Source organism: Nocardioides sp. (assembly GCF_035576065.1).
Classification (GTDB): domain Bacteria; phylum Actinomycetota; class Actinomycetes; order Propionibacteriales; family Nocardioidaceae; genus Nocardioides.
The window spans coordinates 18,365-44,613 of the sequence record NZ_DATLWX010000011.1 but is presented as its reverse complement, the minus strand read 5'-3'; the positions used below and the strand labels follow the sequence as shown (position 1 = coordinate 44,613).

At 69.3% G+C, this 26,249-nt stretch carries 29 protein-coding genes and 3 tRNA genes; 13 read left to right on the top strand and 19 right to left on the bottom strand.

Features of this window, described 5'->3' with window-relative positions; all coding sequences use genetic code 11:
- The first annotated feature begins 29 nt into the window (after nucleotides 1-29).
- Nucleotides 30-1,103, top strand: a complete 1,074-nt coding sequence (locus VNJ48_RS04875; RefSeq protein ID WP_325599668.1) for a trans-sulfuration enzyme family protein — start codon at nucleotides 30-32, stop codon at nucleotides 1,101-1,103.
- A gap of 122 nt (nucleotides 1,104-1,225) precedes the next feature.
- Here the strand turns inward: VNJ48_RS04875 and VNJ48_RS04870 are convergent, their stop codons facing one another.
- Nucleotides 1,226-2,227 carry an NAD(P)H-dependent glycerol-3-phosphate dehydrogenase gene (locus tag VNJ48_RS04870; RefSeq protein ID WP_325599666.1) on the bottom strand — a complete coding sequence of 334 codons (1,002 nt, stop codon included), beginning with the start codon at nucleotides 2,225-2,227 and terminating at the stop codon, nucleotides 1,226-1,228.
- A complete protein-coding gene (locus tag VNJ48_RS04865; RefSeq protein WP_325599664.1) occupies nucleotides 2,224-2,982 on the bottom strand; it encodes a lysophospholipid acyltransferase family protein in 759 nt (252 codons plus the stop codon). Before VNJ48_RS04865 ends, VNJ48_RS04870 begins: the two co-directional genes overlap by 4 nt.
- A 61-nt stretch (nucleotides 2,983-3,043) precedes the next feature.
- On the opposite strand from VNJ48_RS04865, the gene cofC reads away from it, so the two are divergent.
- Nucleotides 3,044-3,679 (top strand): 2-phospho-L-lactate guanylyltransferase, encoded by a 636-nt coding sequence (gene cofC / locus VNJ48_RS04860; RefSeq protein WP_325599662.1) that lies wholly within the window; start codon nucleotides 3,044-3,046, stop codon nucleotides 3,677-3,679.
- A 48-nt stretch (nucleotides 3,680-3,727) separates the two neighbouring features.
- Here cofC and VNJ48_RS04855 read toward each other — a convergent pair whose 3' ends face one another.
- From VNJ48_RS04855 to leuC, 3 genes are all read right to left on the bottom strand, one after another.
- Nucleotides 3,728-4,366, bottom strand: a complete 639-nt coding sequence (locus tag VNJ48_RS04855) for an HU family DNA-binding protein (protein ID WP_325599660.1) — start codon at nucleotides 4,364-4,366, stop codon at nucleotides 3,728-3,730.
- 144 nt (nucleotides 4,367-4,510) lie between these two features.
- Entirely contained in the window at nucleotides 4,511-5,116 is a 606-nt protein-coding gene (leuD, locus tag VNJ48_RS04850; protein WP_325599658.1) for a 3-isopropylmalate dehydratase small subunit, read from the bottom strand.
- A gap of 3 nt (nucleotides 5,117-5,119) precedes the next feature.
- Nucleotides 5,120-6,532 carry a 3-isopropylmalate dehydratase large subunit gene (gene leuC / locus VNJ48_RS04845; RefSeq protein WP_325599656.1) on the bottom strand — a complete coding sequence of 471 codons (1,413 nt, stop codon included), beginning with the start codon at nucleotides 6,530-6,532 and terminating at the stop codon, nucleotides 5,120-5,122.
- Nucleotides 6,533-6,647: 115 nt separating this feature from the next.
- On the opposite strand from leuC, the gene VNJ48_RS04840 reads away from it, so the two are divergent.
- The 3 genes from VNJ48_RS04840 (at nucleotide 6,648) to VNJ48_RS04830 (ending at nucleotide 8,106) form a co-directional block, all read left to right on the top strand.
- Nucleotides 6,648-7,370 (top strand): IclR family transcriptional regulator, encoded by a 723-nt coding sequence (locus tag VNJ48_RS04840; RefSeq protein WP_297738325.1) that lies wholly within the window; start codon nucleotides 6,648-6,650, stop codon nucleotides 7,368-7,370.
- A gap of 62 nt (nucleotides 7,371-7,432) precedes the next feature.
- Nucleotides 7,433-7,627 (top strand): hypothetical protein, encoded by a 195-nt coding sequence (locus VNJ48_RS04835; protein ID WP_325599652.1) that lies wholly within the window; start codon nucleotides 7,433-7,435, stop codon nucleotides 7,625-7,627.
- Nucleotides 7,628-7,695: 68 nt separating this feature from the next.
- Nucleotides 7,696-8,106 carry a hypothetical protein gene (locus tag VNJ48_RS04830; RefSeq protein ID WP_325599651.1) on the top strand — a complete coding sequence of 137 codons (411 nt, stop codon included), beginning with the start codon at nucleotides 7,696-7,698 and terminating at the stop codon, nucleotides 8,104-8,106.
- Nucleotides 8,107-8,115: 9 nt separating this feature from the next.
- Here the strand turns inward: VNJ48_RS04830 and VNJ48_RS04825 are convergent, their stop codons facing one another.
- The 7 genes from VNJ48_RS04825 to VNJ48_RS04795 form a co-directional block, all read right to left on the bottom strand.
- Nucleotides 8,116-8,598, bottom strand: a complete 483-nt coding sequence (locus VNJ48_RS04825) for a methylated-DNA--[protein]-cysteine S-methyltransferase (protein WP_325599649.1) — start codon at nucleotides 8,596-8,598, stop codon at nucleotides 8,116-8,118.
- A gap of 1 nt (nucleotide 8,599) precedes the next feature.
- Complete coding sequence (locus VNJ48_RS04820) at nucleotides 8,600-10,087, bottom strand: AlkA N-terminal domain-containing protein (protein WP_325599647.1); 1,488 nt, start codon at nucleotides 10,085-10,087, stop codon at nucleotides 8,600-8,602.
- Between the two features lie 112 nt (nucleotides 10,088-10,199).
- Nucleotides 10,200-10,272: transfer RNA gene (locus VNJ48_RS04815), tRNA-Glu, on the bottom strand.
- Nucleotides 10,273-10,350: 78 nt separating this feature from the next.
- Nucleotides 10,351-10,422: transfer RNA gene (locus tag VNJ48_RS04810), tRNA-Gln, on the bottom strand.
- A 52-nt stretch (nucleotides 10,423-10,474) separates the two neighbouring features.
- On the bottom strand, nucleotides 10,475-11,416 hold the full coding sequence (locus VNJ48_RS04805; protein ID WP_325599645.1) for a CPBP family intramembrane glutamic endopeptidase: 942 nt from the start codon (nucleotides 11,414-11,416) through the stop codon (nucleotides 10,475-10,477).
- Between the two features lie 5 nt (nucleotides 11,417-11,421).
- Nucleotides 11,422-12,849: a glutamate--tRNA ligase gene (gene gltX / locus VNJ48_RS04800; protein ID WP_325600191.1), complete on the bottom strand. Its 1,428-nt coding sequence runs from the start codon at nucleotides 12,847-12,849 to the stop codon at nucleotides 11,422-11,424.
- Between the two features lie 35 nt (nucleotides 12,850-12,884).
- A complete protein-coding gene (locus VNJ48_RS04795; protein ID WP_325599643.1) occupies nucleotides 12,885-13,694 on the bottom strand; it encodes a fumarylacetoacetate hydrolase family protein in 810 nt (269 codons plus the stop codon).
- Between the two features lie 85 nt (nucleotides 13,695-13,779).
- On the opposite strand from VNJ48_RS04795, the gene VNJ48_RS04790 reads away from it, so the two are divergent.
- Entirely contained in the window at nucleotides 13,780-14,169 is a 390-nt protein-coding gene (locus VNJ48_RS04790; protein WP_325599641.1) for a hypothetical protein, read from the top strand.
- 21 nt (nucleotides 14,170-14,190) lie between these two features.
- Here VNJ48_RS04790 and VNJ48_RS04785 read toward each other — a convergent pair whose 3' ends face one another.
- Nucleotides 14,191-15,546, bottom strand: a complete 1,356-nt coding sequence (locus tag VNJ48_RS04785; RefSeq protein WP_325599640.1) for a hypothetical protein — start codon at nucleotides 15,544-15,546, stop codon at nucleotides 14,191-14,193.
- 148 nt (nucleotides 15,547-15,694) lie between these two features.
- Here VNJ48_RS04785 and VNJ48_RS04780 point away from each other — a divergent pair.
- Nucleotides 15,695-15,770, top strand: a tRNA-Gly gene (locus VNJ48_RS04780).
- 30 nt (nucleotides 15,771-15,800) lie between these two features.
- Here VNJ48_RS04780 and VNJ48_RS04775 read toward each other — a convergent pair.
- The 3 genes from VNJ48_RS04775 to VNJ48_RS04765 all read right to left on the bottom strand — a co-directional run bounded on the left by VNJ48_RS04775 (nucleotide 15,801) and on the right by VNJ48_RS04765 (nucleotide 18,661).
- Entirely contained in the window at nucleotides 15,801-16,829 is a 1,029-nt protein-coding gene (locus VNJ48_RS04775) for an HNH endonuclease (RefSeq protein WP_325599638.1), read from the bottom strand.
- 463 nt (nucleotides 16,830-17,292) lie between these two features.
- Nucleotides 17,293-17,796, bottom strand: a complete 504-nt coding sequence (locus VNJ48_RS04770; RefSeq protein ID WP_325599636.1) for a GNAT family N-acetyltransferase — start codon at nucleotides 17,794-17,796, stop codon at nucleotides 17,293-17,295.
- Nucleotides 17,797-17,854: 58 nt separating this feature from the next.
- Nucleotides 17,855-18,661 carry a nucleotidyltransferase domain-containing protein gene (locus VNJ48_RS04765; protein ID WP_325599634.1) on the bottom strand — a complete coding sequence of 269 codons (807 nt, stop codon included), beginning with the start codon at nucleotides 18,659-18,661 and terminating at the stop codon, nucleotides 17,855-17,857.
- A 26-nt stretch (nucleotides 18,662-18,687) separates the two neighbouring features.
- Here VNJ48_RS04765 and VNJ48_RS04760 point away from each other — a divergent pair, with 26 nt between their 5' ends.
- Entirely contained in the window at nucleotides 18,688-19,548 is an 861-nt protein-coding gene (locus tag VNJ48_RS04760) for a 3-methyladenine DNA glycosylase (RefSeq protein ID WP_325599633.1), read from the top strand.
- On the opposite strand, the gene VNJ48_RS04755 is transcribed toward VNJ48_RS04760, so the two are convergent.
- Nucleotides 19,536-20,177 (bottom strand): sulfotransferase family 2 domain-containing protein, encoded by a 642-nt coding sequence (locus VNJ48_RS04755; protein ID WP_325599631.1) that lies wholly within the window; start codon nucleotides 20,175-20,177, stop codon nucleotides 19,536-19,538. The two genes, VNJ48_RS04760 and VNJ48_RS04755, sit on opposite strands and share 13 nt — an antisense overlap.
- 52 nt (nucleotides 20,178-20,229) lie before the next feature.
- Between VNJ48_RS04755 and VNJ48_RS04750 the strand changes: the two genes are divergently transcribed.
- Nucleotides 20,230-20,850 carry a pentapeptide repeat-containing protein gene (locus VNJ48_RS04750; protein ID WP_325599629.1) on the top strand — a complete coding sequence of 207 codons (621 nt, stop codon included), beginning with the start codon at nucleotides 20,230-20,232 and terminating at the stop codon, nucleotides 20,848-20,850.
- Here the strand turns inward: VNJ48_RS04750 and VNJ48_RS04745 are convergent.
- Nucleotides 20,834-21,406, bottom strand: a complete 573-nt coding sequence (locus VNJ48_RS04745) for a TetR/AcrR family transcriptional regulator C-terminal domain-containing protein (protein ID WP_325599627.1) — start codon at nucleotides 21,404-21,406, stop codon at nucleotides 20,834-20,836. The genes VNJ48_RS04750 and VNJ48_RS04745 overlap by 17 nt on opposite strands.
- A 100-nt stretch (nucleotides 21,407-21,506) precedes the next feature.
- On the opposite strand from VNJ48_RS04745, the gene bioB reads away from it, so the two are divergent.
- The 4 genes from bioB to bioD are packed head-to-tail and all read left to right on the top strand — an operon-like array spanning nucleotide 21,507 to nucleotide 25,666.
- Nucleotides 21,507-22,580: a biotin synthase BioB gene (gene bioB, locus VNJ48_RS04740; RefSeq protein ID WP_325599625.1), complete on the top strand. Its 1,074-nt coding sequence runs from the start codon at nucleotides 21,507-21,509 to the stop codon at nucleotides 22,578-22,580.
- Between the two features lie 4 nt (nucleotides 22,581-22,584).
- The gene (locus VNJ48_RS04735; protein WP_325599624.1) at nucleotides 22,585-23,856 is read left to right on the top strand and encodes an adenosylmethionine--8-amino-7-oxononanoate transaminase; all 1,272 of its coding nucleotides are present in this window, start codon (nucleotides 22,585-22,587) and stop codon (nucleotides 23,854-23,856) included.
- The gene (locus VNJ48_RS04730; RefSeq protein WP_325599622.1) at nucleotides 23,856-24,986 is read left to right on the top strand and encodes an 8-amino-7-oxononanoate synthase; all 1,131 of its coding nucleotides are present in this window, start codon (nucleotides 23,856-23,858) and stop codon (nucleotides 24,984-24,986) included. The genes VNJ48_RS04735 and VNJ48_RS04730 overlap by 1 nt, the downstream gene beginning before the upstream one ends.
- The gene (gene bioD / locus VNJ48_RS04725) at nucleotides 24,983-25,666 is read left to right on the top strand and encodes a dethiobiotin synthase (RefSeq protein WP_325599620.1); all 684 of its coding nucleotides are present in this window, start codon (nucleotides 24,983-24,985) and stop codon (nucleotides 25,664-25,666) included. Before VNJ48_RS04730 ends, bioD begins: the two co-directional genes overlap by 4 nt.
- Here the strand turns inward: bioD and VNJ48_RS04720 are convergent.
- Complete coding sequence (locus tag VNJ48_RS04720) at nucleotides 25,639-26,196, bottom strand: NAD(P)H-dependent oxidoreductase (RefSeq protein ID WP_325599618.1); 558 nt, start codon at nucleotides 26,194-26,196, stop codon at nucleotides 25,639-25,641. The genes bioD and VNJ48_RS04720 overlap by 28 nt on opposite strands.
- Nucleotides 26,197-26,249: the final 53 nt, after the last annotated feature.

Sequence of the window (26,249 nt, the reverse complement as noted above, 5' to 3'; positions counted from 1 at the left end):
CCCGACCCTATCCGCCTAGGCTGGCTGGCATGTCTGGTGACACTCCCCTTTCCCGCTCGACGATCGCAGTCACCGCGGGGCGGCCGGCACACGATCCGGACTCGCCCCTCAACGTGCCGATCACGATGGCCTCGACGTACGTCGCAGGCGGCGACCTGGAGTACGGCCGCTACGCGAACCCGACGTGGACGGCCCTCGAGGAGACGCTCGGCGCGCTCGAGGGAGGGCGGTGCCTGAGCTTCGCGTCCGGTATGGCGGCCGTCACGACCGTGCTCGATCTCGTGGCCCACGGCGCCAAGGTGGTCGCTCCCCGGCACTCCTACAGCGGCACGATCATGCAGCTGGCCGACCTCGAGGCCCGCGGCCGGGTCAGGGCCGACCTCGTCGACATCACCGACACCGACGCGGTGGTGAGGGCGTGCGAGGACGCCGCACTGGTGTGGCTGGAGTCGCCGACCAACCCCGCGCTCGAGATCGCCGACATCGCGACGATCACCGCTGCTGCACACGTTGCCGGCGCCTACGTCGTCGTCGACAACACGTTCGCCACTCCCCTGCTCCAGACCCCGCTCGCCGACGGCGTCGACCTCGTGGTGCACTCCGCGACGAAGTACCTCGCCGGGCACAGCGACGTGGTGCTCGGCGCGGTCTGCACACGTGACGACGAGCTCTTCGGGGTGCTCAAGAACCGCCGCGACCTGCAGGGCGCCATCCCCGGGTCCTTCGAGGCATGGCTGGTGCTGCGGGGCATGCGCACCCTGCACGTGCGCGTGGAACGCGCCCAGGCCAACGCCCAGGAGCTCGTCGGTCGCCTTGCCGACCACCCCGCACTGGCAGAGGTCCGCTATCCCGGGTTCGGCGCGATCATCTCGATCGTGCTCGCCCAGGGCGCCTTGGCAGCAGACCTGCTGACGCACAAGACGAAGCTCTGGGTGCACACCACCTCACTCGGAGGCGTGGAGTCGACCCTCGAGCGCCGCCGGCGCTGGAAGGGTGAGGCGCCGACGATCCCCGAGGGGCTGGTGCGCCTCAGTGTCGGCATCGAGGACGTGGACGACCTCTGGCGAGACCTGAGCTCGGCCCTCGACGGCTGCGTGGGCTGACGCTCTCGAGGGGGCTAGTCGGTCTCAGTGGTCTCGACGCGCTCGCTCGCCCTCGTTCCTCGGCCGCGTCTCTTGCTCGACTGTTCGACCTCAGTAGCTCTGACGTCGTTCCTCCGTCGGAACTAGTCGGTCTCAGCCTTGGTGTCGCGGGCGATGAAGCTGTTCATCATCTCCAGGGCCGTCATGCGACCGTCAACGACGGCGTCGACGTGCTCGGCGATCGGGGCGTCCACCCCGGTCTGCGCCGCCAGCGCCATCAGCGACTTGCAGGACTTGGCACCCTCGGCGACCTGCGACGTCGAGGCGTAGATCTCGGCGGTGGTCATCCCCTTGCCGAGGTTCTCCCCGAATGTCCGGTTGCGCGAGAGCGGCGAGGAGCAGGTGGCCACCAGGTCACCGAGACCGGCGAGCCCCATGAGCGTCAACGGGTTGGCGCCCTGGGCCATCGCGAGCCGAGCGGTCTCGGCCAGTCCGCGGGTGATCAGGGACGCTGTCGTGTTGTCGCCGAAGCCCAGGCCGACGGCCATCCCGACCGCAAGACCGACGACGTTCTTGTAGGCCCCGCCGATCTCGCAACCGAGCACGTCGGTGGAGGTGTAGGGCCGGAAGGCGGCCGTGTGGAACATGGCTTGGAGACGCTTGGCGACGTCCTCGTCCGGGCAGGCGACCACTGAAGCGGCGGGCTCGCGGCGGGCGATCTCCTTGGCCAGGTTGGGACCGCTCACGACCGCGATGCGCTCCGCTCCTGCGCCGGTGACCTCGGCGATCACCTCGCTCATCCGCTTGAGCGACCCGAGCTCGACGCCCTTCATGAGGGACACCAGCACGGCCTTCTCCGGGATCATCGGGGCCCATGTGGTGAGGTTCTCGCGCAGGCTCTGCGAGGGCACCGTCAGGACCACGACGTCGGCGTCGGCCGCTGCCTGCTCGGCGTCGGTCGTTGCGCTGACGCTCGGCGGCAGCTCGACACCGGGGAGGTACTCGGTGTTCTCCCGGTCCCCGTTGATCGCGTCCACGACCTCCTCGCGTCGGGCCCACAGGGTGACGTCATTGCCTGCATCACCCAGGACGACGGAGAACGCCGTCCCCCACGAGCCGGCGCTGAACACGGCGATCTTCGTCATCGGCGCTCTTTCCTCTTCGGGTTCCCGGCCTGCTTCACGCCCGCTGTGCGAGGGTCGAACCGGGTGGCGGGGGGTGTCTCTCCACGCAGCTCGGCGACGAGGTCGGTGAGGGAGCTCATCAGCCGCTCGGTGGTGTCGCGGACGAGCTGGGGGGTCTGCGGAAGCGCGCGGAGGTCATCGAGCGGCACCGGGTCGCCGGCCTTCATCGTGATGCGCTTGCGCGGGAACAGGTCGGGCTTGGAGGCGTAGGGGTAGAGCATGTCCTGGGCACCCCAGTGCGCGACCGGAATGACGGGCACTCCCGTCCCCAGGGCGATGCGTGCGGCGCCCGACTTGCCCGTCATCGGCCAGAGCGCTGGATCGCGCGTCAGCGTCCCCTCGGGATAGACCACGACGCACTCGCCCTCGTTGACCGCCCTGACCGCAGCGTCGTAGGCGCCGATCGCGTTCTTGGACAGTCGCTCGACCGGGATCTGCTGGGCCGAGCTGAGCACCTTGCCCACGATCGGGGCGCGGAACAGCGAGGACTTGGCCAGGTAGCGCGGGATCCGCCCGTGGTCCCAGACGAACAGCGCGGTCAACAGCGGGTCGACGTGCGAGATGTGGTTGACGACCAGGATGCAGCCGCCGCTTGCCGGGATCTTCTCCCCGTCGATCCAGGTGCGCTTCGTGATCAGAGACGCTGTCGGCTTCACCGTCGCGACGACGAAGTTCACCGCCCAGCCACGCTCGCTCTGCACTTTTCGGACCGACACGCCGGGGACCCTCCTGATCGTCGGTGAGCAGGCTACTCGTAACGATGCGAGGATCGGCCCAATGCCACTGAAGCCCGCCGACGTTTCCTTCGTCGTGATCGTCCCGGTCAAACCGCCTGCCCGGGGCAAGTCGCGCCTCGACACGTTCATCCCCACCGACCGGCGCGACCTCGCCGCCGCATTCGCCCGCGACACGGTGGCCGCAGCCCACCGCACGCCATGCGTCGAGGCGGTGCTGGTCGTCACCGACGACCATCGCTTCGCCGCCGTCCTCAGCAACGACGGCTGCGAGGTGATCCCCGACGGCGTGAGCAACGACCTCAACGCGACCCTGCGCCAGGCTGCTGCCGAGTGCGTACGCCGATGGCCGAGCGCCATTCCTGTCGCGCTGTGCGCCGACCTGCCCTGCTTGGTGAGCGATGACCTCGCGGCGGCGCTGGCCCACGCACAGGGACCGTCCTTCGTCCGTGATGCCGACGGCTCCGGAACGACGATGTATGCCGCTCCGCACGGCGAGTTCGACCCGTCCTTCGGTGGCAACTCCGCCGATCTGCACCTCCTGCGCGGCGCCGACGAGATCGCGGTGCCGGCCCCGACGCTGCGCCTCGACGTCGACGACCCGGCCGACCTCGCGGAGGCCCTGCGGCTCGGGGTCGGACCGCACACGGCTCAGGTGTGGGCCAGGACCGGCAGTTGACGTCGATGGCGGGTCACCCCACGGTGACCCGCCATCAGCGCTGGGCGATCAGGACTTCTTGGCCGTCGCCTTCTTCGCGGGGCTGCTCTTCTTGGCGGTGCTGGACTTCTTCGCGGCGCTGGCCGTGCTCGTCTTCTTGGCCGGCGTCTTCTTCGCAGCCGTGCTGGCCTTCTTGGCCGGACTGGCCTTCTTGGTGGTGGTTGCCTTCTTCGCGGTGGTCGCGCTTGCTGCGCTCGCCTTCTTCGCCGGCGACTTCTTCGCAGCCGTGCTGGTCTTCTTGGCTGGCGCCTTGGAGGTGACCTTCTTGGCCGCTGCCCCGGCTGCACGGGCCGGAGCCGTGACTGCAGAGGCCACGGATCGTGCCGTCGGGGGCTTCGGCATGTTGGCCGCCGTCAGCTTCGGCAGCTTCTTGGCTCCGGAGATGACGTTCTTGAGCTCCTGCCCGGCCGTGAACTTGGGCACCGCCTTCTTCTTGGACTTCATCTGCTGCCCGGTCTGCGGGTTGCGCACCATCCGAGCGTTGCGGACGGTCTTCTCGAAGGAACCGAACCCAGTGATGGCGACCTTCTCGCCTCGAGCCACCTCCCGCGTGATGGTGTCGAGCACTGATTCCAACGCGTGCGCGGCCTGCTTGCGGTTCCCCTCGTAACGCGCGGCGAGCGCGTCGATGAGCTGTGTCTTGTTCACTAGCTTCCCTTCCAATGAACCAATGTCGCCGTGCTGGTGCCCGGCATCTGCTCGGCACGCTAGGCACTTGTGGCATGGGTCACAATCACCGCGGCGCGTTTCGCCCGGTTTTTCCTCAGAAGGGTCGTCCACGCGGGGACGCGCTCACAGCCGCTGGGTGACCGGCTTCCAGCTCGGGCGGGTGCTCTCGTAGGCCGCGATGTCGTCGCCGTGACCCATCGTGATGCCGATGTCGTCGAGGCCCTCGAGCAACCGGTAGCGCGTGTAGTCGTCGATGTCGAAGGAGTCCTCGATGGCGTCGGGGCCCTCGCCAGCCCTGACAGTGCGACTTTCCAGGTCGACGGTGACCGTGGCGCCGGGGAACTCGTCGAGGTGGTCCCAGAGGCGCTGGACGACCTTCTCGTCGACCTGCGCAGCGACCAGCCCGGCCTTGCCGGAGTTGCCTCTGAAGATGTCGGCGAAGCGCGAGGAGATGACGGCCTTGAAGCCGTAGTTCTGCAACGCCCACACGGCGTGCTCGCGCGACGAGCCGGTCCCGAAGTCGGGCCCGGCCACCAGGACCGAGGCCCCGGCGTACTCCGGCTTGTTGAGCACGAAGTCCGGGTCGCTACGCCAGGCGGCGAACAGACCGTCCTCGAAGCCGCTACGGGTGACGCGCTTGAGGTAGACCGCGGGGATGATCTGGTCGGTGTCGACGTTGCTGCGCTTGAGCGGCATCGCGACACCTGTGTGTGCGGTGAACTTCTCCATGACTCAGACCTCCACGCTGACGAGGTCAGCAGGTGACGAGAGCGTGCCGCGCACAGCAGTGGCGGCCGCTACGGGGATCGAGACCAGGTGGGTACGACCACCCTTGCCCTGACGTCCTTCGAAGTTGCGGTTGGACGTCGAGGCGCTGCGCTCACCCACGGCCAGCTGGTCGGGGTTCATGCCCAGGCACATCGAGCAACCGGCGCCACGCCACTCGGCCCCGGCTTCGATGAAGACCTTGTCCAGCCCCTCCTCCATCGCCTGGAGGCGCACCCGCACCGACCCTGGCACGACGAGCAGGCGAGTGCCCTCGGCGACCTGGTGGCCCTCGATGATCTTCGCGGCCAGTCGCAGGTCCTCGATGCGCCCGTTGGTGCACGACCCGACAAAGACGGTGTCGACATGGACATCGCGCATGGGGGTGCCGGCCTCGAGGCCCATGTAGGTCAGGGCGTTCTCGGCGGCGACGCGGTCGGCTTCCTCCTCGAAGTCAGCCGGTGTCGGCACGACTCCTCCCAGCGGCACGCCTTGGCCGGGGTTGGTGCCCCAGGTGACAAAGGGCGTCATCGTGGAGGCGTCCAGCACGATCTCGGCGTCGAACTCGGCGTCGTCGTCGGTGACGAGGGTCTGCCAGTGCGCGACGGCAGCGTCCCAGTCTTCCCCGCTTGGCGCCTCCGGCTTGCCCTCGATGTAGTCGAAGGTGGTCTGGTCGGGCGCGATCAGGCCGGCCTTCGCACCCCACTCGATCGACATGTTGCAGACGGTCATCCGACCCTCCATCGAGAGCTCCTCGATGGCCTGGCCCCGATACTCCACGATGTAGCCCTGGCCGCCGCCGGTGCCGGTGTGGGTGATCAGCGTGAGGACCATGTCCTTGGCGGTGACGCCTTCGGGCAACGACCCGTTGATCGTGACGGCCATCGTCTTCGGCTTGGCCTGGGTCAGCGTCTGGGTGGCGAGCACGTGCTCGACCTCCGAGGTGCCGATGCCGAAGGCGATCGCGCCGAAGGCGCCGTGGGTCGAGGTGTGGCTGTCACCGCAGACGATCGTCATCCCCGGTTGGGTCAGCCCGAGCTGAGGTCCGACCACGTGCACGATGCCCTGCTCGATGTCGCCGAGCGGGTGGAGGCGTACGCCGAACTCGGCGGCGTTGCGGCGCAGGGTGTCGACCTGGGTCTTCGAGACCGGGTCGGCGATGGGCTTGTCCCAGTCGAGCGTGGGGACGTTGTGGTCCTCGGTGGCCAGGGTCAGGTCCGGGCGACGAACCTGACGGCCCGCGAGACGGAGTCCGTCGAAGGCCTGGGGCGAGGTCACCTCGTGGATGAGGTGGAGATCGATGTAGAGAAGGTCGGGCTCCCCGGGGGCACTACGGACGACGTGTTCGTCCCACACCTTCTCGGCCAGGGTCTTGCCCATTTCGTGCTCCTTTGTGCGAGGTTGAGCCGTACGCCGCGACGTCGCGGTCGGCGCTGCTCCGTGGTCTCCGACACTACTGCTTGCATCCCATGATCTGAGACGGCAGTATTGCCATATGGACAACTCTAGCGGCGTCGGCGTGCTCGACAAAGCGGCTCTCGTGCTCTCGGCACTCGAGGCCGGACCGGCCACTCTCGCCGGGCTGGTCGCCGGCACCGGCCTCGCCCGACCGACCGCGCACCGCCTCGCCGTCGCCCTCGAGCACCATCGCCTCGTGGCCCGCGACATGCAGGGTCGCTTCATCCTCGGACCCCGGCTGGCTGAGCTGTCCGCTGCTGCGGGTGAGGACCGCCTGCTCGCGGCGGCGGGCCCCGTCCTGGCGCGCCTGCGCGACATCACCGGGGAGTCCGCTCAGCTGTGGCGTCGCCAAGGCGAGCACCGCGTCTGCGTGGCTGCCGCGGAGCGTCCCTCCGGGCTGCGCGACACCATCCCGGTGGGATCACAGCTCACCATGCGAGCCGGATCGGCGGCGCAGGTCCTGCTCGCGTGGGAGGACCCTGAGCGGATGCACCGAGGACTCCAGAACGCTGCCTACTCCGCGACCGCGTTGTCCGGGATCCGGCGACGCGGCTGGGCGCAGTCCATCGGCGAGCGCGAGCAGGGCGTCGCCTCGGTCTCGGCTCCGGTCCGCTCCCCCGGCGGCAAGATCATCGCCGCGGTCTCCGTCTCGGGTCCGCTCGAGCGCCTGTCGCGCCAGCCCGGCCGGATGCACGCCCCTGCCGTCCTGGCGGCCGCCGAACGGCTCTCGGAGTCACTGCGGCGCGCGGCCGCCGACTGACCTCTGCATCAACCGACCGTCAGATGGGTACGTTCGAGGAACCGCCCACCCGAGGAGTGATCATGAGCAGTGACAAGGACGACGCAGCCGTCGAGGGACAGGTCTCGGAGGTGTCCGGCATGAGTGGCACGCCCGACGCGATCTCCCCGTCCGACGCAACGGCCGGTGCTCCTGAGGGCGAATCCGGTCACCCGGACGAGGGCGAGGCCGGTCCGAACGCCAAGCCGGATGACAACGTCAGGGCCAACAAGGTCTGACGCACGCGCTCCGCAGCCTGAGTATCCCCACACTGGTACCGGGCGTGAGCGCGGGTTGGACTGGGGCCATGCACACCGTCAACGCCGCCATGGTCCGCATCGCCGTGTTGGGCGCCGCCCTCGCCGGCTACTACGCAGCCCTGCCGTTCTTGTTCCCCGACGATGGCGGCGGTGCCAACATCGGAGCCGGGCTGATCGCCTTCGCCGGACTCGCCCTCATGAGCTTCGGCTGGGCGCTCCAGGACGGGCGGGCAAGGGGCAACTCCTCGACCGTCACCGTCTGGTCGATCGTCGCGGTGGTGATGGGCATCGGCTGGTTCGTCGCCCTGGCCGTCGCCGAAGCCGACGCCAGCATGTCTGTCGCCGATCGGATCGAGACCTATGCCTTCATCATGTTCTTCACCGTGGGTCTGGTCTTCGGCCCCGCCGCCGCAGGTGTCGGCGTCGGCAGCGCGCTTCGGCCGTCGTCATCACGGTGATCGCGCCACCTAGAAGAGCGCGTCCTGCTCGAGCTCGAGCAGCATCTGCTTCCTCTCGATCCCGCCGGCATAGCCGGTCAACGTGCCGTTTGCTCCGATGACCCGGTGGCACGGGATCACGATCGGGATCGGGTTGCGGCCGTTGGCCAGTCCGACGGCCCGGCTGGCCGCGTTCGTCATCCCGAGGCGACCGGCGATCTCGCCGTACGACGCGGTGTGGCCGTATCCGATGGTCGCCAACTGCACCCACACGCGTTGCTGGAAGTCGGTGCCGCGGGGAGCGAGAGGCAGGTCGAACTCGGTCAGCTCCCCGTCGAAGTAGGAGCGGAGCTGGCGCACCGCCTCGGCGAGGACCGGGTGGTCCGGGCTCTCGGCACCGAGCGGGCGACCGTCCGCGGGTTGCTTGAAGGGCGAGAACTCGATGGCACTGATCTTGTTGTCGCGCTCGATGACCCTTAGGTCACCGATCGGTGAGGGCAGCACGGTCCACATGTCATTCGTCCTTCGGAGCGGGGGTCTCGGGCATCAGGGTGTTCCACAGGTGCATCAGGGCGTAGGAGCGCCACGGCCGCCATCGCTCGACGTCGCTCGGTCCCAGCGGTCTGGTGCCCAGCGTGCTCAGCACGTTGCGGACAGCGAGGTCGGTGGGCAGGAAGACGTCCGGGTGTCCGAGAGCGCGCATGGCGATGTAGTCGGCCGTCCAGGGTCCGATCCCTGGCAACAACAGCAGGCTTCGGCGTACGTCGTCGCGGTCAGGACCACGGTCGAGGGCGACGTGCCCTCGGGCGAGGGCTGCCGCGAGACCGACCAGTGCCCGGCCGCGTGCGCGCGGCATCGGCATTGCCTCGGGATCGACCTCGGCGAGGGTGGCCGCATCGGGGAACAGGTGGGTCAGGCCAGCGATGTCGGAGTCGACACGACGCCCGTGCGCATCGACGATGCGACCCGTGACCGTACGCGCACCGGTCACGCTGACCTGCTGGCCGACAACGGTACGCACGGCCGTCTCGTTGCCGTCGACCTGCCCCGGCACCCTGAGCCCGGGAGTCCCCCGCACAAGTGGACCGATGACCGGGTCCGATCCGAGGTGCTCGTCGACCGCCACGGGGTCGCAGTCCGCGTCGAGCAGACGTCGGACCCGCTCCACAGCGGCAGAGGTGTCCCGCAAGTCGTCGAGGGCGAACTCCGCCACGACGAAGGCCGTCTCGCCGACGGTCGACTCGTCCCGAAGACGGAGCCGGACCGTCCCGGGACCGTGCGGCAGGTCCAGGGTTCGGGCGTACCACCCCTCACCTGCCACCTCCACGCCCGGGACCAGGTGGTAGGCGAGGAAGTCGAGCAGCCGCCCACCAGCGAAGGGGGTGCGCACGGCCAGCCGCATGGTCACGGTGCCTCGCGGGACGCGACGACCGCCTCGCCGTCCGCGGAGCTCGGTCGGGTTGACGGCATAGACCTCGCGCACCGTGTCGTTGAACTGGCGGATGCTGGAGAACCCCGCCGCGAAGGCCACGTCCGACAGCGACATGTCGGTCGTCTCGATCAGCACACGAGCAGTCTGCGCGCGCCGGGCGCGCGCCAGGGCCAGCGGGGGCGCGCCGAGCTCACGAGCGACCAACCGACTGAGGTGACGAGGGGTGTAGCCGACCTTGCGGGCCAGGCCTTCGACACCTTCGCGGTCGACCAGCCCGTCACTGATGAGCCGCATCGTCCGACCACCGACGTCCGCGGCGACGTCCCAGTCGGGACTTCCCGGCGTGGCATCCGGCAGGCAGCGCTTGCAGGCTCGGAACCCGGCCGCTTGGCAGGCCGCCGCTGTCGGCCGGAACGTCACGTTGGCGAAGCCGGGCGTTCGGGCCGGGCAACTGGGACGGCAGTAGATGCCGGTCGTGGCGACGCAGGTGTAGAAGACGCCGTCGAAGCGGCGGTCCTTGCTCTTGACCGCCCGGTAGCAGGACTCGTCGTCCAGATCGGTGCGTCGCATGCGCTGAGTCTGTCGCACCCGAGCAGCCGGTTCTAGCGGAATTCGGACACGGCACGGACGAGGGCGAAATAGCAAGAAGGCCAGTCCCTGGGGACTGGCCTTCTCCGTGTCGTACCCCCGACCGGATTCGAACCGGCGCTACCGCCGTGAGAGGGCGGCGTGCTAGGCCGCTACACAACGGGGGCAAGCACTGCTTGATGCGATCAGAACTATATCCACGGGATCAGAACCGATCAAAATCCCCACAGATGCGGGGAATTTCGCTGGGATACTAGGACTCGAACCTAGAATAACTGGACCAGAACCAGTCGTGTTGCCAATTACACCATATCCCAATGGCGTGCACTCTCGGCCCGTCAGATGCCTCGTCCGGACCAAGAAGAAACCTTACATGGCACCGCGCGGCGCTTCCAAAACGGCTGGTGCCACAGTCGTCGCGAGGCCCATTCGACGGGCCAACCACGTCGCCAGGGCGAGGTAGACGAGCGACTGGGTGAGCGTCCCGGGCAGGCTCCACCACGACCCGCCGGTGGGGTTGAGGGCGCTGCTCATGTCGGTGAAAGCGAGCGCGAGCCCGAACGCCAGGAAGTTGTTGAGGACATGCATGGCGATGGCGGCCTCGAGCCCGCCGGTGAGGATCACCAGAGCTCCTGCGACGAGGCCGAACGCGAACCTGTCGACGAAGATGGGCAGGTCCTGGGCGAGCCCGTGGGCGAGCGCGAACAGCAGGGCCGAGAGCAGCACGGCCAGGACACGACTGGGGAAGAGGCCGCCGAACGCCTGCATCAGATAGCCACGAAAGGCGTACTCCTCCCCGGCTGCCTGCAACGGGGTCAGGATGAGGACGACGAGCAGGAAGTCTCGTGTCGTGGATGTGAAGGCGTTGACCTCGCCGCTGAGCTCGGCTCCCGCGCCGCTCTGCGGCACGAGGCTCGACACCACGACAGTGGCGATCAGGGCCAGCACCGAGAGTCCGAAGCAGGCCAGGAAGAACCGCCAGCGCACGCGACGCGCCACCGACATCAGCCACCCCTGGGCGAGCCCGTGCAGGGCGACGTTGACCAGGATCGTCGCCGGGATCGCAGTGGCAAGCACCAGGTTGATGTAGGCAAGTCCCATCGGGGTGACGTCCTCGATGTCCAGCACGGACTCGACGCCGGCACCCACCGGCTGTCCTGTCGCGAGCAGCCACGCGATCAACGGCACAAGGGCACCGAGGGGGGCAAGGACGGCAACGGCGAGCACCATCAGCACGATGCCGACAAGGGGCCGCCAGGGACCGGGCCGACCCAGACGTTGCAGCCGGTGGTACTCGAGGGGTTCGACCATCGGCGTCAGCCGGACATCGCGTCGGTCAAGCGCGCGATCGACCGGTCCCGACCCAACAGCTCCATCGACTCGAACAACGGCGGACTGATCTTGCGACCTGAGATGGCGATCCTGACGGGGCCGAAGGCGTGCCGGGGCTTGAGGCCCAGCTCGTCGATCAGCTTGGCGCGGAGCGCCTCCTCGATGGCTGCGGTGCTCCAGGTGTCGAGAGCGTCGACGGCGTCGTACGCCGCCTTCACAACCTCGCGGCCTGGATCGTCCAGGTCGTCGACACGCGTGAAGTCAGCCTCGGCGACGAAGAAGAAGCCGAGCATGTCGACGGCCTCGGTGAGCTTGTTGATCCGCTCCCCCACCAGTGGCATGGCCTGGTCGAGCAGCTGGCGGTCGGCGGGGTCCGCGGGGTCCATGACGCCCGCCTCCTCGAGGAACGGCAGCACGCGTTCGGTCATCTCCTCGACCGACAGCAGGCGCATCTGCGAGGAGTTGATCGCGTCAGCCTTCTTGACGTCGAAGCGTGCCGGGTTGGGGTTGACGTCGCCGATCTCGAACGCCTCGACCATCTCCTCGAGCGTGAAGACGTCGCGGTCTCCCGAGATGGCCCACCCGAGCAGGGCCAGGTAGTTCAGCAGGCCCTCGGGGAGGAAGCCCTGCTCGCGGTAGAGCGCCATGTGCGCCTGGGGGTCGCGCTTGGAGAGCTTCTTGTTGCCCTCCCCCATCACGTACGGCAGGTGGCCGTACTCCGGGGTCACCTCGGCCAGACCGATGGCCTTGAACGCGTCGAAGAGGGCAATCTGGCGGGGGGTACTGGAGAGCAGGTCCTCCCCACGCAGCACGTGGGTGATGTGCATGGTGGCGTCGTCCACCGGCGCGGTCAGCGTGTAGAGCGGGTCGCCGTTGGCGCGGGCCAGCGCGTAGTCGGGCACGAACTCGGTCTCGAACGTGATGTCGCCGCGGACCAGGTCGGTCCAGGTGATCGAACCGTCGGGCATCCGGAAGCGGACGACTGGCGCGCGACCTTCGCCCTCGAAGGCACTGCGCTGCTCCTCGCTGAGCTCACGACAGGACCCGTCGTAGCCCATCACCTTCGAGCCGCTCGCCTTGCGGCGCGCGGTGACCTCGTCGTTGGTGCAGTAGCAGTCGTAGGTGTGGCTGCTCTCGCGCAACCGCGCCAGGACGTCGGTGTAGATCTCCGAGCGCTCGGACTGGCGGTAGGGACCGAAGTCTCCGCCCTTGAGCGGCCCTTCGTCCCAGTCCAGTCCCAGCCACTGCATGAGGTCGATCAGCGAGTCGTAGGACTCGACGCTGTTGCGCTCCTTGTCGGTGTCCTCGATGCGGAAGACGAAGGTGCCACCGTGGTGGCGCGCGAAGGCCCAGTTGTAGAGGGCGGTGCGAGCCAGCCCGACGTGGGGGCTGCCCGTCGGGGAGGGAGCCATGCGGACCCGGACGGGACGGGCCACCTGAGAAGTGTTCAACGCTGTGCCACCTTGTTCGTGAGGGTGCCGAGGCCGGCGATGGAGACCTCGACCTCGTCGCCGATCTCCATGGGCCCGACGCCTGCGGGGGTGCCGGTGAGGATGACGTCGCCGGGCAGGAGCGTCATGACGCTCGAGACGTGGGCGATGAGGGTCGGGATGTCGAAGATCAGGTCGCTGGTGGACCCGTCCTGCTTGAGGTCGCCGTTGAGGTGCGTCTGGATCTGGACGCCGTCGGCGAACGTCTGCGGATCGAGGTCGGTCTCGATCCAGGGCCCGAGCGGACAGAACGAGTCGAAGCCCTTGGCGCGGGTGAACTGGACGTCGGTCTTCTGCAGGTCACGCGCCGTCACGTCGTTGCCGATCGTGTAGCCGTAGATGACGTCGGTGGCCTGCTCGACGGGCACGTCACGACAGATCCGGCCGATCACGACGGCGAGCTCACCCTCGAAGTGCACGTTGCTCGACTGCGAGGGGTAGAAGATGGGGTCCCCGGGGCCGATCACGCTGGTGTTGGGCTTGATGAAGATCAACGGTTCCGCCGGGACGTCGCTGCCCATCTCGGCGGCGTGGGCGGCGTAGTTGCGGCCGATCCCGACGACCTTGCTCCGCGGCAGGACGGGTGCCAGCAGGCGTACGTCCTCGAGCTTGAACTCCTGGTCCAGCAGCTTGACGCCGAGGTAGAGGGGGTCACCCGCGATCGCCACGATGACCGTGTCCTCCGACGGCTGGCCGAACTCGTCGACCTCGCCCGTGACCACGCCGTACATCGGCTCTTCCCCAGCGGTGAATCTCGCGATACGCACGACCTCGACCCTATCCGGCGAGCGCGGGGGTCGGGTGCGCGGGCGGAGGGTCGAGGACATGGCTCCACCGTGCCACCATCGCAGGGTGGAGATGACGAAGGACTACGCGATCAAGGCCGGCGGCTGGGACCCGCGCTACGCGGTCGTGCGAGCGGTCGTGACCCACGGGGACGTGGCGGCCGTGCTCGTCGATCCGAACGGCGACGGCGGATCGATCGACGTGGACCAGTACCGCCGAGGACCTGAAGACACCTGGGTCGAGGTCTCCAGCGGAGGCGGCGCAGGTGACTCGGGCGCATCCTGGTCGCCGCACATGGTGGCGACCTACGGACGAACTGCCTCGCGGGCACGCATCCTGGTCGACTACTGCGGCGAGACCTACCCCGCGACGGCCGACGAGGACGGGTGGTGGCTGTTCGCAACCCGTTCCCTGGACGACCACTCCATGCCTGTCGGGCGACCTGTCGACGAGTAGCCAGCTTGATCCCTGGGCCGGTCAGCCCTCGCAGGCGACCCGGGTCTCGGCGATGCAGGTGTCCTGCCCCGCGCCGGCGTCCGCGGAGTCGACGCCCTCGCCGCCGTCGAGGAGGTCGCGCGCCTTGAGCTCCAGGAGCTTGATGCGCTCACCGTTGCGAACACCACGGAGATCCACGACCATGACGTGGCTCCGCATGGTGTCGTCGCCGGCTTCGCCGTACACCTCGGATGAGCGTCGGCACCCGCGGTCGATGGTTCCGGCGAACGCTGCGGAGTCCGGCTTGAGCCCCACCTCGAGGTGGTCGTCGCCGCCGGCGCCGCGCAGGACGACGTGGCAGGCGCTCGCACTCAGCTCATTGTCGCCCTCGGTCCCGATGAGCTCGACGCGGGAGGGGGTCTCACCAAAGGCGTCGACCGGCGCACTGACCGCGAGATCCTCAACGCCGGCAAAGCCGAGGGACCCCAGGGGACCGGTCCCGTCGGAGAAGCTCATCCGGCCCAGCCTCTGGTCGCCGACCACGCTGGACGCGGACGTGCGGACCTTGAGCGCGTCGATGCCAGGCCCCAGGTCGACCAACACGTCGGAGTCCGTCCCGGCGGACCCATCGGACGCAACGGGGACCGTCATGCCTGCGGGGAACGGGTCGCCGAGCTCCACGACATCGTTCCCATCGCCGACGAGGACCTCCACCGGGCCTCGGCCGTCGAACGACACCGTGTCGTCCCCGGGGGTGCCGACGAAGGACTGCCTGCCACCGGACGAGATCTTGTAGTCCTCGAACGAGCTCCAACCCGCGTGGCTGACGCCGTCGACGCGTGCTGTGCTCGACGCGGCGTCGATCTCGAGGGCTCCTGATCGCCGTACGACCCTGAGCAGGTCGTCGCCCGCACCACCTTGCATGACAGCCTGGCGGTGGTGGGTCCCCTCTCCCAGGATGAGCTCGTCCCGGCCGCCTCCGAGACGGATCCGGTCTCGGTTGGCGGCTCCCCGCCGGCCAGACAGCACCAGGTCGGCGCCTGGGCCACCCCGGTAGCTGTCGTTGCCGACGCTCAGGTCGGCGTAGACCAAGGCGCGGACCTCGACGAGCACGGCGTCGTCGCCCGATCCGCCGGTGATGAACGTGAGCCCGTTGCCCTTGCGAGCCCGCACGCAGATCCGGTCGTCGCCGGCACCAGCCTTGACGCCGGTCCCGCCGGCGACCACGACGATCACGTCATCGCCCGGTGTGCCGGTCAGGTGTGCACCGGAGCCCACGATGGTCGGCACCCTGCCCTGGCACCTGGCCACCGCCGCGGCACTGGGGACGGCGCTCGTGGCGAGCATCCCCGCAGCAACGGTCAGAGCGAGAAGAGCAGGTACGGCGCGCATCGTCATGGGGCCCCCCGACCTCGGACAACTTGGACTCGGACCGTAGCAGTGAGGACGGGTGCTGAGGGCCTGGAGGCACGCCCCTTTTCCAAGCCACACGCAGCCCGGGATAGTCTCGGATCAACACGCACGACCGGCGCCCCCAAGGCGTCACGCGGACGTAGCTCAACTGGCAGAGCATCAGGTTTCCAACCTGAAGGTTGTGAGTTCGACCCTCGCCGTCCGCTCCACGCAGTCCCCCGTTCGCGTCGTACGCCCAGCTAGGCCGAGAGCACGTAGTCGACGCGCAGGGCAGGCACCGTGGCTCGGCGAACGGTCGCGATCGGCGGCGGGCGGGTGAGGTAGGCATGGCCCGTCGGGGTCGTGGTCCGGATCGAGCGATCCGGTCCGGGTCTCGCTCGCCAGCCGGGCGCTTCCTTGGCCTGGTTGCAGGCCTCGCAGAGTCCCTGGCTGTTGTGACCGCTGGTCCGACCTCCCGAGGCATGTGGCTGAGGATGGTCGACGTGGCGGATGGGGGCGTCGCACCACGGCGTGCGGCACGTGTCGTCGCGGAGCTTGATGAACCTGGCCAGGTTCCCTCGGAACAAGCGCCCACGGGAGTCCATCGACACCAGCTCACCGGTGTCCGGTCGCGCGTAGAGGCGGCGGAGCCAGACCTCCTCGTCGCGGGTGCAGGCATCGGCGACGATCTCGCGTGCGAGCTCGGCGGGGATCGGCCCCAACCCGTCGAGTCGCGCAACGTCGTCCGCACCGCCGAACAGGGCGCCGTCGCTCATGACCACACCGAGGGTGACCCGGGATCCCGCCGTCCCGGCAGCAGTCGTGCCGCCGGCCGCGAGCACGGCGGAGACGAGCGAGTCCGCCATGATCTGGCCGTTGCTCCGCTCGTCTCCCGTGGCCCGAGCACTGCTGGCGTTCTTCGTCAGCTGCGCCAGGACCGCCACTCCGTCCTTCACGGGCAGGAGCGCTGTCAGGTAGGTCATCGTGTCCGGAGCAGGCCGGAGCGTGACCCTGCGCTCGCTCTCGGCCTTGCGGCGCCGAGCGACCAACGCTGCTGCGTCGAGCCGCGCCGCCTCGGTCAGGCAGGCCTTGGCGAACTCTCGGTCGCCCATCGCCTCGAGCGCGGTCGGGTCTGAGGCGACCCACTCGTCGACCGCCAGTCGGTGCTCCACCGATAGGCACGCTGTCTCGCGCGCGACGATCGTGGCCTTCCACTCGGTGATCCGACCCGTCCGCCAGGCGGTCCAGGTGTGCGGGAGCTCCGCGGCCACCACCTTGGCCAGGCCCAAGTGCTGTCGCCCACGGTCGGGGACTCCCGGCGCGCCAGGGCGACCTGTTCGGCCACCCCTCGGCCTCTGTGTGCCGCAGCCATTCCGGCCGCCGCCTGCGTAGCCCGCTGCGACGCGTCGAGCTCTCGGGAGAGTCGCGCCTGTGCAGCCGTGACCACGCACACCAGCCGTTCGAGCTCGCGGATCGCGTCGACGCGTTGAGGATCCGACAGCCCGCTGGGCGCGTCGGTGGCTGCTGACAATGTGTGGGTCCAGTCACTGATGTTCGACGCGCCCATCGGCTCCGCTGGGCCGCCTGGGGCGGACCCTGCGGAGACAGCGAGCGCTCCGTCGAACATGTGTTCGATTCTACTCCAGCGTTTCGGTCACACAAGAGCCGAGAGTCTCCTGTTGAGACGATTTTGGCATCGCACACCGATGTGGCCAAGCTCGACTCGTCGTCACACACCCGGCGACGGCGCGCTCAACCGTCGAGCAGCTTGCGGAAGACGACTCGGTGGTAGCCGTCCTGGGTGATCCGCTCGATCTCCTGATATCCCCGGCGCGGGTAGTAGGCAAGGTTCTCCTCCATGGCCATGTTCGTGTAGAGCCGCAGCTCGGGCAGGCCCAGGAGGCGAGCCTGGTCCTCCGCCACCTCCAACAACAGTCCGCCTAAGCCGAGGCCCTGTGCCTCAGGAGCGACCGCCACGTTCTGCACCAGGAGGTGATCGTTTGCGGGCTCGAGTACCAGCAGGCCCACGAGACCGCTGCCATTCTCTGCGACCCAGACGTCTCCCTGTCGCACCAACGAGGCGTAGTCGTCGCTCATCGGTGCCGGCTCCCGTCCTATGCGATGCACGTATGGCTCGTAGGCATGTCGCGCAATCTTGGCGAGGGAGGCGGCATCCTCCGGGAGGGCGCGACGAACGCTTGTGGCACCGGGCGATGACGCTCCAGAGCGATCCGGCTCTTCAGTCACACCCGCCATCGTCCGCCACGCCGCCAGTCCCGCACGCCGCGGGCCACCCAGGGGGCGACCCAGGAGGTCAGCTGGCCGTGGGCGACTCGAAGTAGGCGAGCTCGTCGCCCCAGCCATCCACGATGTCCATCATCCGGCGGTTCCCGCGCCGGAGATCATGACGCACACAGTCCGCGACGACGAGGGCGAAGGTCTCCCGGAGCGCGGCTGGTTCACCGTCGACGGTGCGGGTCAGCAGGGGCAGCAGCAGCTCGGCCGGCCACCCGTCGACGGGGTGCTCACGGAGCTCCCACGGCAGGTACTTGTGGTAGGGACGAACCCTGCCGGCGAAGGTGAAGATCGTGTCGAGCAGCCATGGCACCGACTCGACGGCGTCCAGCCGCCTCTCGAGCTCGCGCCCGTCCTGGTCCGACTTCAGCGCACGGAAGGCGTAGTTGATCCACCCTTCGAGTCGGTCGTGCTCGATCAGGATCGCGTCGGCCTCCTCGTCGGAGACGAGTGCCGAGCGGCGTACGGCATCAGCCAGCTCGCCGCCTGTGCGGTCGAGCAGGACAGGAGCCCAGGCACACGACCAGCGGTACCACCAGCCCCCGGTGCCGAAGGGGTCCATGTAGGTGAGATCGGCGAGCGGGGTCGGGATCTCGTCGATCGTCGGCGACTTCGACTTCACATAGCCGTCCGGGACTGTGTCGAGGACCACGTAGACGTCGACGTCGGACCGCTCGGTCGCTATCCCGCGGCCCGCGGACCCGCTGAGCACGAGACCGAGAAAGTTGTCGCCGTGCTCGCGGTCGACTCGTTCCGCCACCGAGGTCAGCAGGGCACGGCGATCGGGAGAGAGGTGCGAGGGGAAGGACAGGTCCACAGTCGGCATCCCCGCAGTCTGTCTACGCTGTCAACGTGAATACGGCCGTGCTCGACCGGGCGACGTGGCAGGCTCGCGCGGCCGCCCACGCCGCTCGGGTCGACGCGTTCATCGAGCCACACCTGTCGCGCCGCGGCTCCGCGGTCAAGCACCCCGTCCACGACTTCCTCTTCACCTACTACGCGCAGCGCCCGGCCCAGCTGCGTCGCTGGCATCCGGGGTACGGCGCACGCCTGGCCGACGCGCCGGAGTACGACGGGCTCAAGGGCTACTCACACGGAGCCGTCACCGACGACCACGTCGCGAAGCAGGCGCCGATCCTGCGAGGGCTGCTGAACCTGCTGCGGGCCACCGAGTCCCGGCCCGCGCACACCGGCTGCTTCGGGCTGCACGAGTGGGCGATGGTCTACCAGCAGTCACCCGACGAGCTGCGGCACAACGACTGGCCGCTGCGGCTGGGGTCGGCCGGCACCGACGAGGTCGTCGAGACGCACCAGGTCACGTGCTCCCACTTCGACGCGTTCCGGTTCTTCACCGAGCCGGCCCGTCCGCGCAACACCCTGCAACCGGCCAGCGACGACCGGGCGGCGTACGAGCAACCAGGTTGCCTGCACGCGGGGATGGATCTCTACAAGCACGCGTTCCGGCTCACGCCGATGATCAGCAGCGACCTGGTCGCCGACTGCTTTGAGCTCGCCCGCGACATCCGCGAGCTCGACATGCGCGCTGCGCCGTACGACCTCGCCGGTCTCGGCTTCGAGCCGATCCGGGTCGAGACGCCGGACGGGAAGGCGACCTACGCCCGCGAGCAGCGGCGCTTCGCGGATCGAGGCGCGCCGCTGCGCCGGCGGCTGATCGAGGAGTGCGAGCGGCTGCTGGCCGCTCAGAAGGTGTAGTCGAACGCCTCGATGGCTTCGGCGAAGACGTCGGCGACCCGCTTGCGGGAAGCATCGGTGTAGAGCTCGCGGTAGTGGCCGGCGGGGCGGGCGTTGGCCTTGGCCCGTGGCAGGTCGGGCGAGCCGGGGAGCTCGAGGTGCTCCCAGACCTCGTCGAGCTCATCGGCCAGCCGCTCGTATCGAAGCACCCGGTCGACGGCCAACCTGCCGCGGATGCGGTACATGCGGCGGTTGTTCGCCAGCTGCTCGATCCACTCCTCGCTGACGTACTGGTCGAAGTCCGGCAGCTCGGGCAGGTCCTTGTACTTCCAGTAGTAGAGGGACACGACGGCGTCCCACGGGTTCCGCTCGATCGCGAACCTGTAGTAGCTGCGCCAGGCCGGGATGCCCACCACGTCGCGCGCCAGCCGTGCACTCATGTGGTTGAAGGCCTGGCGCGGCAGGGGCGGTGACTCGAAGTTCTGCGGAGACAGCCCTCCGGCGCTCTCACGGAGCTCTTCGTCCTCGGGACTGATCCGGGTGATGATGTCGTCGGGACCGCAGACCTTGGACAACGCGATCTCGACGCTGGTGCCGGCCGTCTTGCGAGTCTTCAGGAAGATGAAGCGATGGGCATGCGACGCGATCACGCGCCCGACCCTACCTGCGCCCGACCCGCACGACGGGGTTAGCGTGGCGTGCGTGACTAGTGCGACGTCAGCGCCCATGGAGGCCCACGGCCGTCACTTCCGCGACGATGACTGGTACGCCGACCGGCTGGGCGCTGCGCGCTTCATCGAGTGCACCTTCACCGGGGTGGACTTCAGCGAGTGCACCACCGAAGGAGCGGTCTTCGAGAGGTGCGTCTTCCACAACTGCTCGTTCAACGCCAGCGTCCACACCTCGACGGCGTTCGTGGCCTGTGACGTGCGCCGGTCCAACTTCTTCAGTGCCGTCTTCGACGGCTGCAAGCTCGTCGGCACGGTCTTCGCGGACTGCACCCTGCGGCCCATCACCGTGCGGGCCGGGCAGTGGCAGTCGGTCACGATTCGGTCGACCAACCTCAGCAAGCTGGACCTCAGCGGCATCGATCTCCGCGAGGCAGACCTGTCGATGAGCGACCTCTCGGCCACGGTGCTGCGGGGTGCTCGCCTGGACCGGGCGACCGTGCGGGAGACCAAGCTCCACGGCGCCGACCTGCGCGGGGCCACCCTGGAGGGGGTCGACCTGGCGTCGGCCCAGCTACGGGCGACGAAGCTCGACCTCGCCGGCGCCGTGCTGCTCGCGGAGCTGCACGGTGCAGACGTCAGTGTGTCGGACTGAGGGCCTGCTGCCCCACGCGCGAGCGCAGGCCGTCGAGGACCAGGTGGAGCCCGAGATCGAACTGGCTGGCGCGCGCCGGCAGGTCGATGGCTCCGAGGCTGTTGGCCTGGAGCGCAGTCTGCTCCTCGAAGGTGTGCCCGAACACGAAGTGGACCAACGTGCGGGATCCGACGGCGACCAGGTCGTCGGGGAGACCCGCGCCCGCCAACAGCTCCTCGAGCTCCTCGGCCGGACCGGACGCGCCCAGCCCGAAGGCGAACACGGTGGCGACGACGTCGGCGCCGTCGCGGAAGGCCAGCATGGAGTCGCGGAGCTCGCGGCACACCTCGGCCACCTGACAGTCCCAGGTCGACGCCGTGCGCGGGCGGCGGCCGCGCGTCAGGATCTCGTCGGCCACCGCGGCCAGCAGGGTCTGCTTGTTGAGGAAGTGGTGGTAGAGCGCGCTGGGCTGGACCCCCAGCTCCGAGCCGAGCCGGCGCATGGTCAGCGAGGCGAGACCGTAGTCGTCGAGGACGGCGAGGGCTCGTTCGACGACGTCGCTGCGGTGGTGGCGCATGCGTCTCCTCGATCTGTTTGACGGGCCGGGGCAACCAACCTAACCTGAACGCCGTTCACCTGACCACCGTTGGTCAGTCCCACCGGTGCCGGGAGCAACCATGACGACGACCTTCGACCAGCTGGCGACGAGCATCCTGGCCGGCACTCCGGCGACCGAGGACGACGCCCTCGCCGTGCTGCGGGCCGGCGACGAGGAGCTCCTCGACGTCGTGGCGGCTGCCGGTCGGCTGCGCCGGGCTCACTTCGGCAACACGGTGAAGGTCAACTACCTCGTCAACCTCAAGTCCGGCCTGTGTCCCGAGAACTGCAACTACTGCTCGCAGGCACTCGGATCGACGGCGCCGATCCTGAAGTACTCCTGGCTCAAGAACGACGAGGCCCTCCAGCAGGCCGAGGCCGGCCTCCGCGGTGGCGCGACCCGGGTCTGCATGGTGTCGTCGGGTCGCGGCCCCAGCGACAAGGACGTCGAACGCGTCGCGGACATGGTCGGGGTGATCAAGTCCGAGCACCCCCAGGTCGAGGTGTGCGCGTGCCTGGGACTGCTCAAGGACGGACAGGCAGAGCGGCTCAAGCAGGCTGGCGTCGACGCGTACAACCACAACATCAACACCGCGGAGTCCCACCACGACAAGATCGTGCAGACGCACACGTACGCCGACCGGATCGACACCGTGGAGAAGGCGAAGGGCGCCGGGCTCTCGCCGTGCAGCGGCCTGATCGCCGGACTGGGCGAGACCGACGAGCAGCTCGTCGAGGCACTCTTCGCGCTGCGCGACCTCGACTCCGACTCGATCCCGGTCAACTTCCTGATGCCCTTCGACGGCACGCCCTACGAGAACACGTGGGAGCTCGACCCGAGCCGATGCCTGAAGATCCTGGCGATGGCGCGCTTCGTGTGTCCCGACCGGGAGGTGCGCATCGCTGGCGGCCGCGAGATGCACCTGCGGTCCCTGCAGGGCCTGGCCCTGCACGTCGCCAACTCGATCTTCCTCGGCGACTACCTCACCTCCGAGGGCCAGGCGGCGGAGACCGACCTCGAGCTGATCCGTGACAACGGGTTCGTGGTGCTGGGCAGCGAGGAGCACGCCGTCCAGGCCCCGCTCCGCACCGAGGCGCACGACCCGACGATCCGTCGCCGTGGCGCCGGCACCGCCGTGCTGCCCAACGCCTGAGCCGATGACCTCCGAGCTGCTCGACTGGGATCGACAGCACCTGTGGCACCCCTACACCTCGATGAGCGACCCGACCCCGGTCCGGCTCGTCACGAGCGCCTCGGGCGTACGCCTCGAGCTGGCCGACGGCTCCACGCCGATCGACGCGATGGCGTCGTGGTGGTCCGCGATCCACGGCTACAACCATCCCCGCCTCAACGCTGCCGCGCGGGATCAGCTCGACGACATGGCGCACGTGATGTTCGGCGGGCTCACGCACGAACCGGCGATCCGCCTCGGCCAGCGTCTGGTCGAGCTCGCCCCTGAGGGCCTCGAGCACGTCTTCTTCGCCGACAGCGGTTCGGTCAGTATCGAGGTCGCGCTCAAGATGGCGCTGCAGCACCAGCGGGGTGCCGCCCGTCCCGGCCGCACACGGATGCTCACCGTGCTGGGCGGCTATCACGGTGACACCTGCGGCTGCATGGGCGTGTGCGACCCCGAGGGCGGCATGCACTCGATGTTCCGCGGATTCGTCCCCGAACACGTCTTCGCCCCGCGGCCCCCCGCCCTGGGCGAGGACATCGCGGCGTGGGCCGCCGCCTTCGAGGCGCTCGCGGATCAGCACGCGGGCGTGCTCGCCGCGATCATCGTCGAGCCGCTCCTCCAGGGAGCCGGCGGCATGTGGCCCTACCCCGCCGAGTGCCTGCGCGTCATGCGCGCGGTCGCCGATCGCCACGAGCTCCTGCTGATCTTCGACGAGATCGCCACCGGCTTCGGGCGCACGGGCACGATGTTCGCCGCCGATGCCGCGGGCGTACGCCCCGACATCATGTGCGTCGGCAAGGCACTGACCGGCGGCTACCTCACGCTGGCCGCGGTCCTGTGCACCAGTGGGGTCGCGCACGGGCTGTCGCGTTCGGAGGCCGGTGTGCTGATGCACGGCCCGACCTACATGGCCAACCCGCTCGCCTGCTCGGTCGCGCTCGCCTCCCTCGACCTGCTCACGAGCACCGACTGGGCGGGCAATGTCGACCGGATCTCGCGGCGGCTGACGCTGGGTCTCGAACCCGCACGGGGGTTGCCCGGTGTCGCCGACATCCGGGTCCTGGGCGCTGTCGGCATCATCCAGCTCGACCACCCCGTCGACGTCGTCGCCGCGACGGACGCGGCGCTGCGCGCGGGGGTGTGGCTGCGTCCGTTCCGGGAGCTGATCTACACGATGCCGCCCTACATCTGCACCGACACCGAGATCGACACGATCTGTGCGGCCATGCTGCGAGCGGTGGAGGCTGGCTGATGGGCGGTTGGGAGAAGTGGTTCACCGACGAGGCTGCCCGCCGCGACGCGGCCGGACTGACCCGCCGCCTACGCCCACGCGGACCGGATGACGACGTCATCGACCTGGCCGGGAACGACTACCTCGGCCTCAGCCGCCACCCCGAGGTCGTCCGGGCTGCTGCGGAAGCTGCCCTGACCTGGGGCGCCGGAGCCGGTGCCTCGCGCCTGGTCACCGGCACGCTGGCCCTGCACGAGGCCCTGGAGCGGGAGCTGGCAGCCTTCCTCGGTCAGCCCGCCGCGCTCGTGATGTCGACGGGCTACCACGCCAACCTCGCGGCCGTCACCGCCCTGGCGGACCGCGACAGCCTGATCGTCTCCGACGCCCACGTCCACGCCTCGCTCATCGACGCCGCCCGGCTGTCTCGCGCGGAGATCGTCGTCACCCCGCACAACGACGTGGACGCCGTGGCAGCCGCGCTGGCGATGCGCGGCGGTCGCCGAGCACTCGTGCTGGTGGAGTCCATCTATTCGGTGCTCGGTGATGCGGCTCCGCTGACCGGGCTGGCCGACGTGTGCGAGACCCACGACGCGCTGCTGATCGTGGACGAGGCCCATGGACTCGGAGTCGCCGGCCCCGCAGGCGAGGGACTGGTCCGCGCGGTCGGCCTCGCCGCCGCCCCCCACGTGGTGGTGACCGCGACGTTGTCCAAGGCCCTCGGCGCCCAAGGCGGCGCGGTCCTCGGCTCCCCCGGTCTGGTGCACCACCTCGTCAACCGGGCGCGACCATTCATCTTCGACACCGGGCTCGCACCGGCCGCGACGGGTGGGGCGCTCGCCGGGCTGCGTCTGCTGCGCTCCCGACCTGAGCTCCCCGCTCGCGTCGCCGCCCGGGTGGACGGGTTGTCGCGCCTGCTCGACGTCGAGCGGCCGGCAGGCGCCGTACTCTCCGTGCCGATGGATTCCCCTCAGGTCGCCATGACCGCGCAGGCCGAGTGCCTCGAGCACGGTGTGCGCGTGGGCTGTTTCCGGCCGCCGTCGGTGCCGGACGGCATCTCCCGGCTCCGGGTCACGACCAGCGCCGGGGTCACCGACGACGCGTGGGACCGCGCCGGCGACGTGCTGGCCAAGGTAGTCGAGGCGCACCGATGAGGATCACCGTCGTCACCGGCACCGGGACGGGGGTCGGCAAGACCGTCGCCACCGCGGCGCTCGCGGTGCGCAGCGGCCCCGGCGTCGTCGTGGTGAAGCCGGTGCAGACCGGCGTGCTGGGCGACGAGCCGGGGGACGCGGAGGAGGTACGCCGACTCGCGGGGTGCGAGGTCCTGGAGCTCGTCCGGCTGGCTGACCCCCTGGCCCCCGAGACCGCAGCACGACGCGCCGGGGTGTCGCTGCCGACGGTGGCCGAGCACGCAGCACGCATCCGGTCGCTGGACTCCGACCACGTGATCGTCGAAGGCGCCGGCGGCCTGCTGGTCCGTCTCGACCTGTCGGGCGGCACGCTGCTGGACCTCGCGGCCGAGCTGGCAGCCGACGTGGTGATCGTCGTGGACGCCGGACTCGGCACCCTGAACCACACCGAGCTCACCGTGGCGGCGCTGCGCGCCCGCGGCATCGAGCCGGCGGGCCTGGTCATCGGCGCCTGGCCCTCCTCGCCCGGCCTGGCCGAGGAGTGCAACCTCCTCGACCTGCCGCGGGTGACCGCGGTGCCTCTGCTGGCGACGATCCCCGAGGACGTCGCAGGGCACGGCCCCGACACCTTCGCCGAGGCCGTGCCCGGCTGGTTCAGCCCGGCCGGCCCGTCTCAGGCGGCAGCCGGGTCCACCTCGTAGGAGACCAGGTCGTTCAGCGCGCCGAGGAAGCGCTGCACGGCGGCGTCGTCGGTCAACAGGTCGCCTTCGAGGGCAGGCTGGTCGAGCACGATGCTGTCCACGACCGTCGCGCCGGCGATGTTCGCCGAGTGGCGCGCGTGCTCGTGGGCCCACTTGCCGCCGTACGGCGTCGGAGTGGCGCCCACCGCGGCGAAGGGCTTGCCGGTGATGGCGCCCTGACCGTAGGGCCGCGACAGCCAGTCGATGGCGTTGTTGAGGACTGCCGGCATGGTGCCGTTGTACTCGGGCGTGACGGCGAGGATGCGGTCGGCCTTGGCCACGGCGGCCCGCAGGGCGACAGCAGCTTCGGGCGCCGTGTCGCCGTCGAGCTCCTCGTTGTAGAACGGGATCTGGTCGAGGCCCTCGACGATCTCCACGCTCACGCCTGCCGGAGCCTGCGCCTTGAGCAGCTCGGCGATCCGGCGGTTGAGGGAGTCGGCGCGGAAGCTGCCGAGGAGGACGGCCACTGAGGTCTGGTTCGAAGTAGTCATGCGAGGTTAACCGGACTACGGTCCGCTTCTATTCCCGCGACCGCAACTTTCTT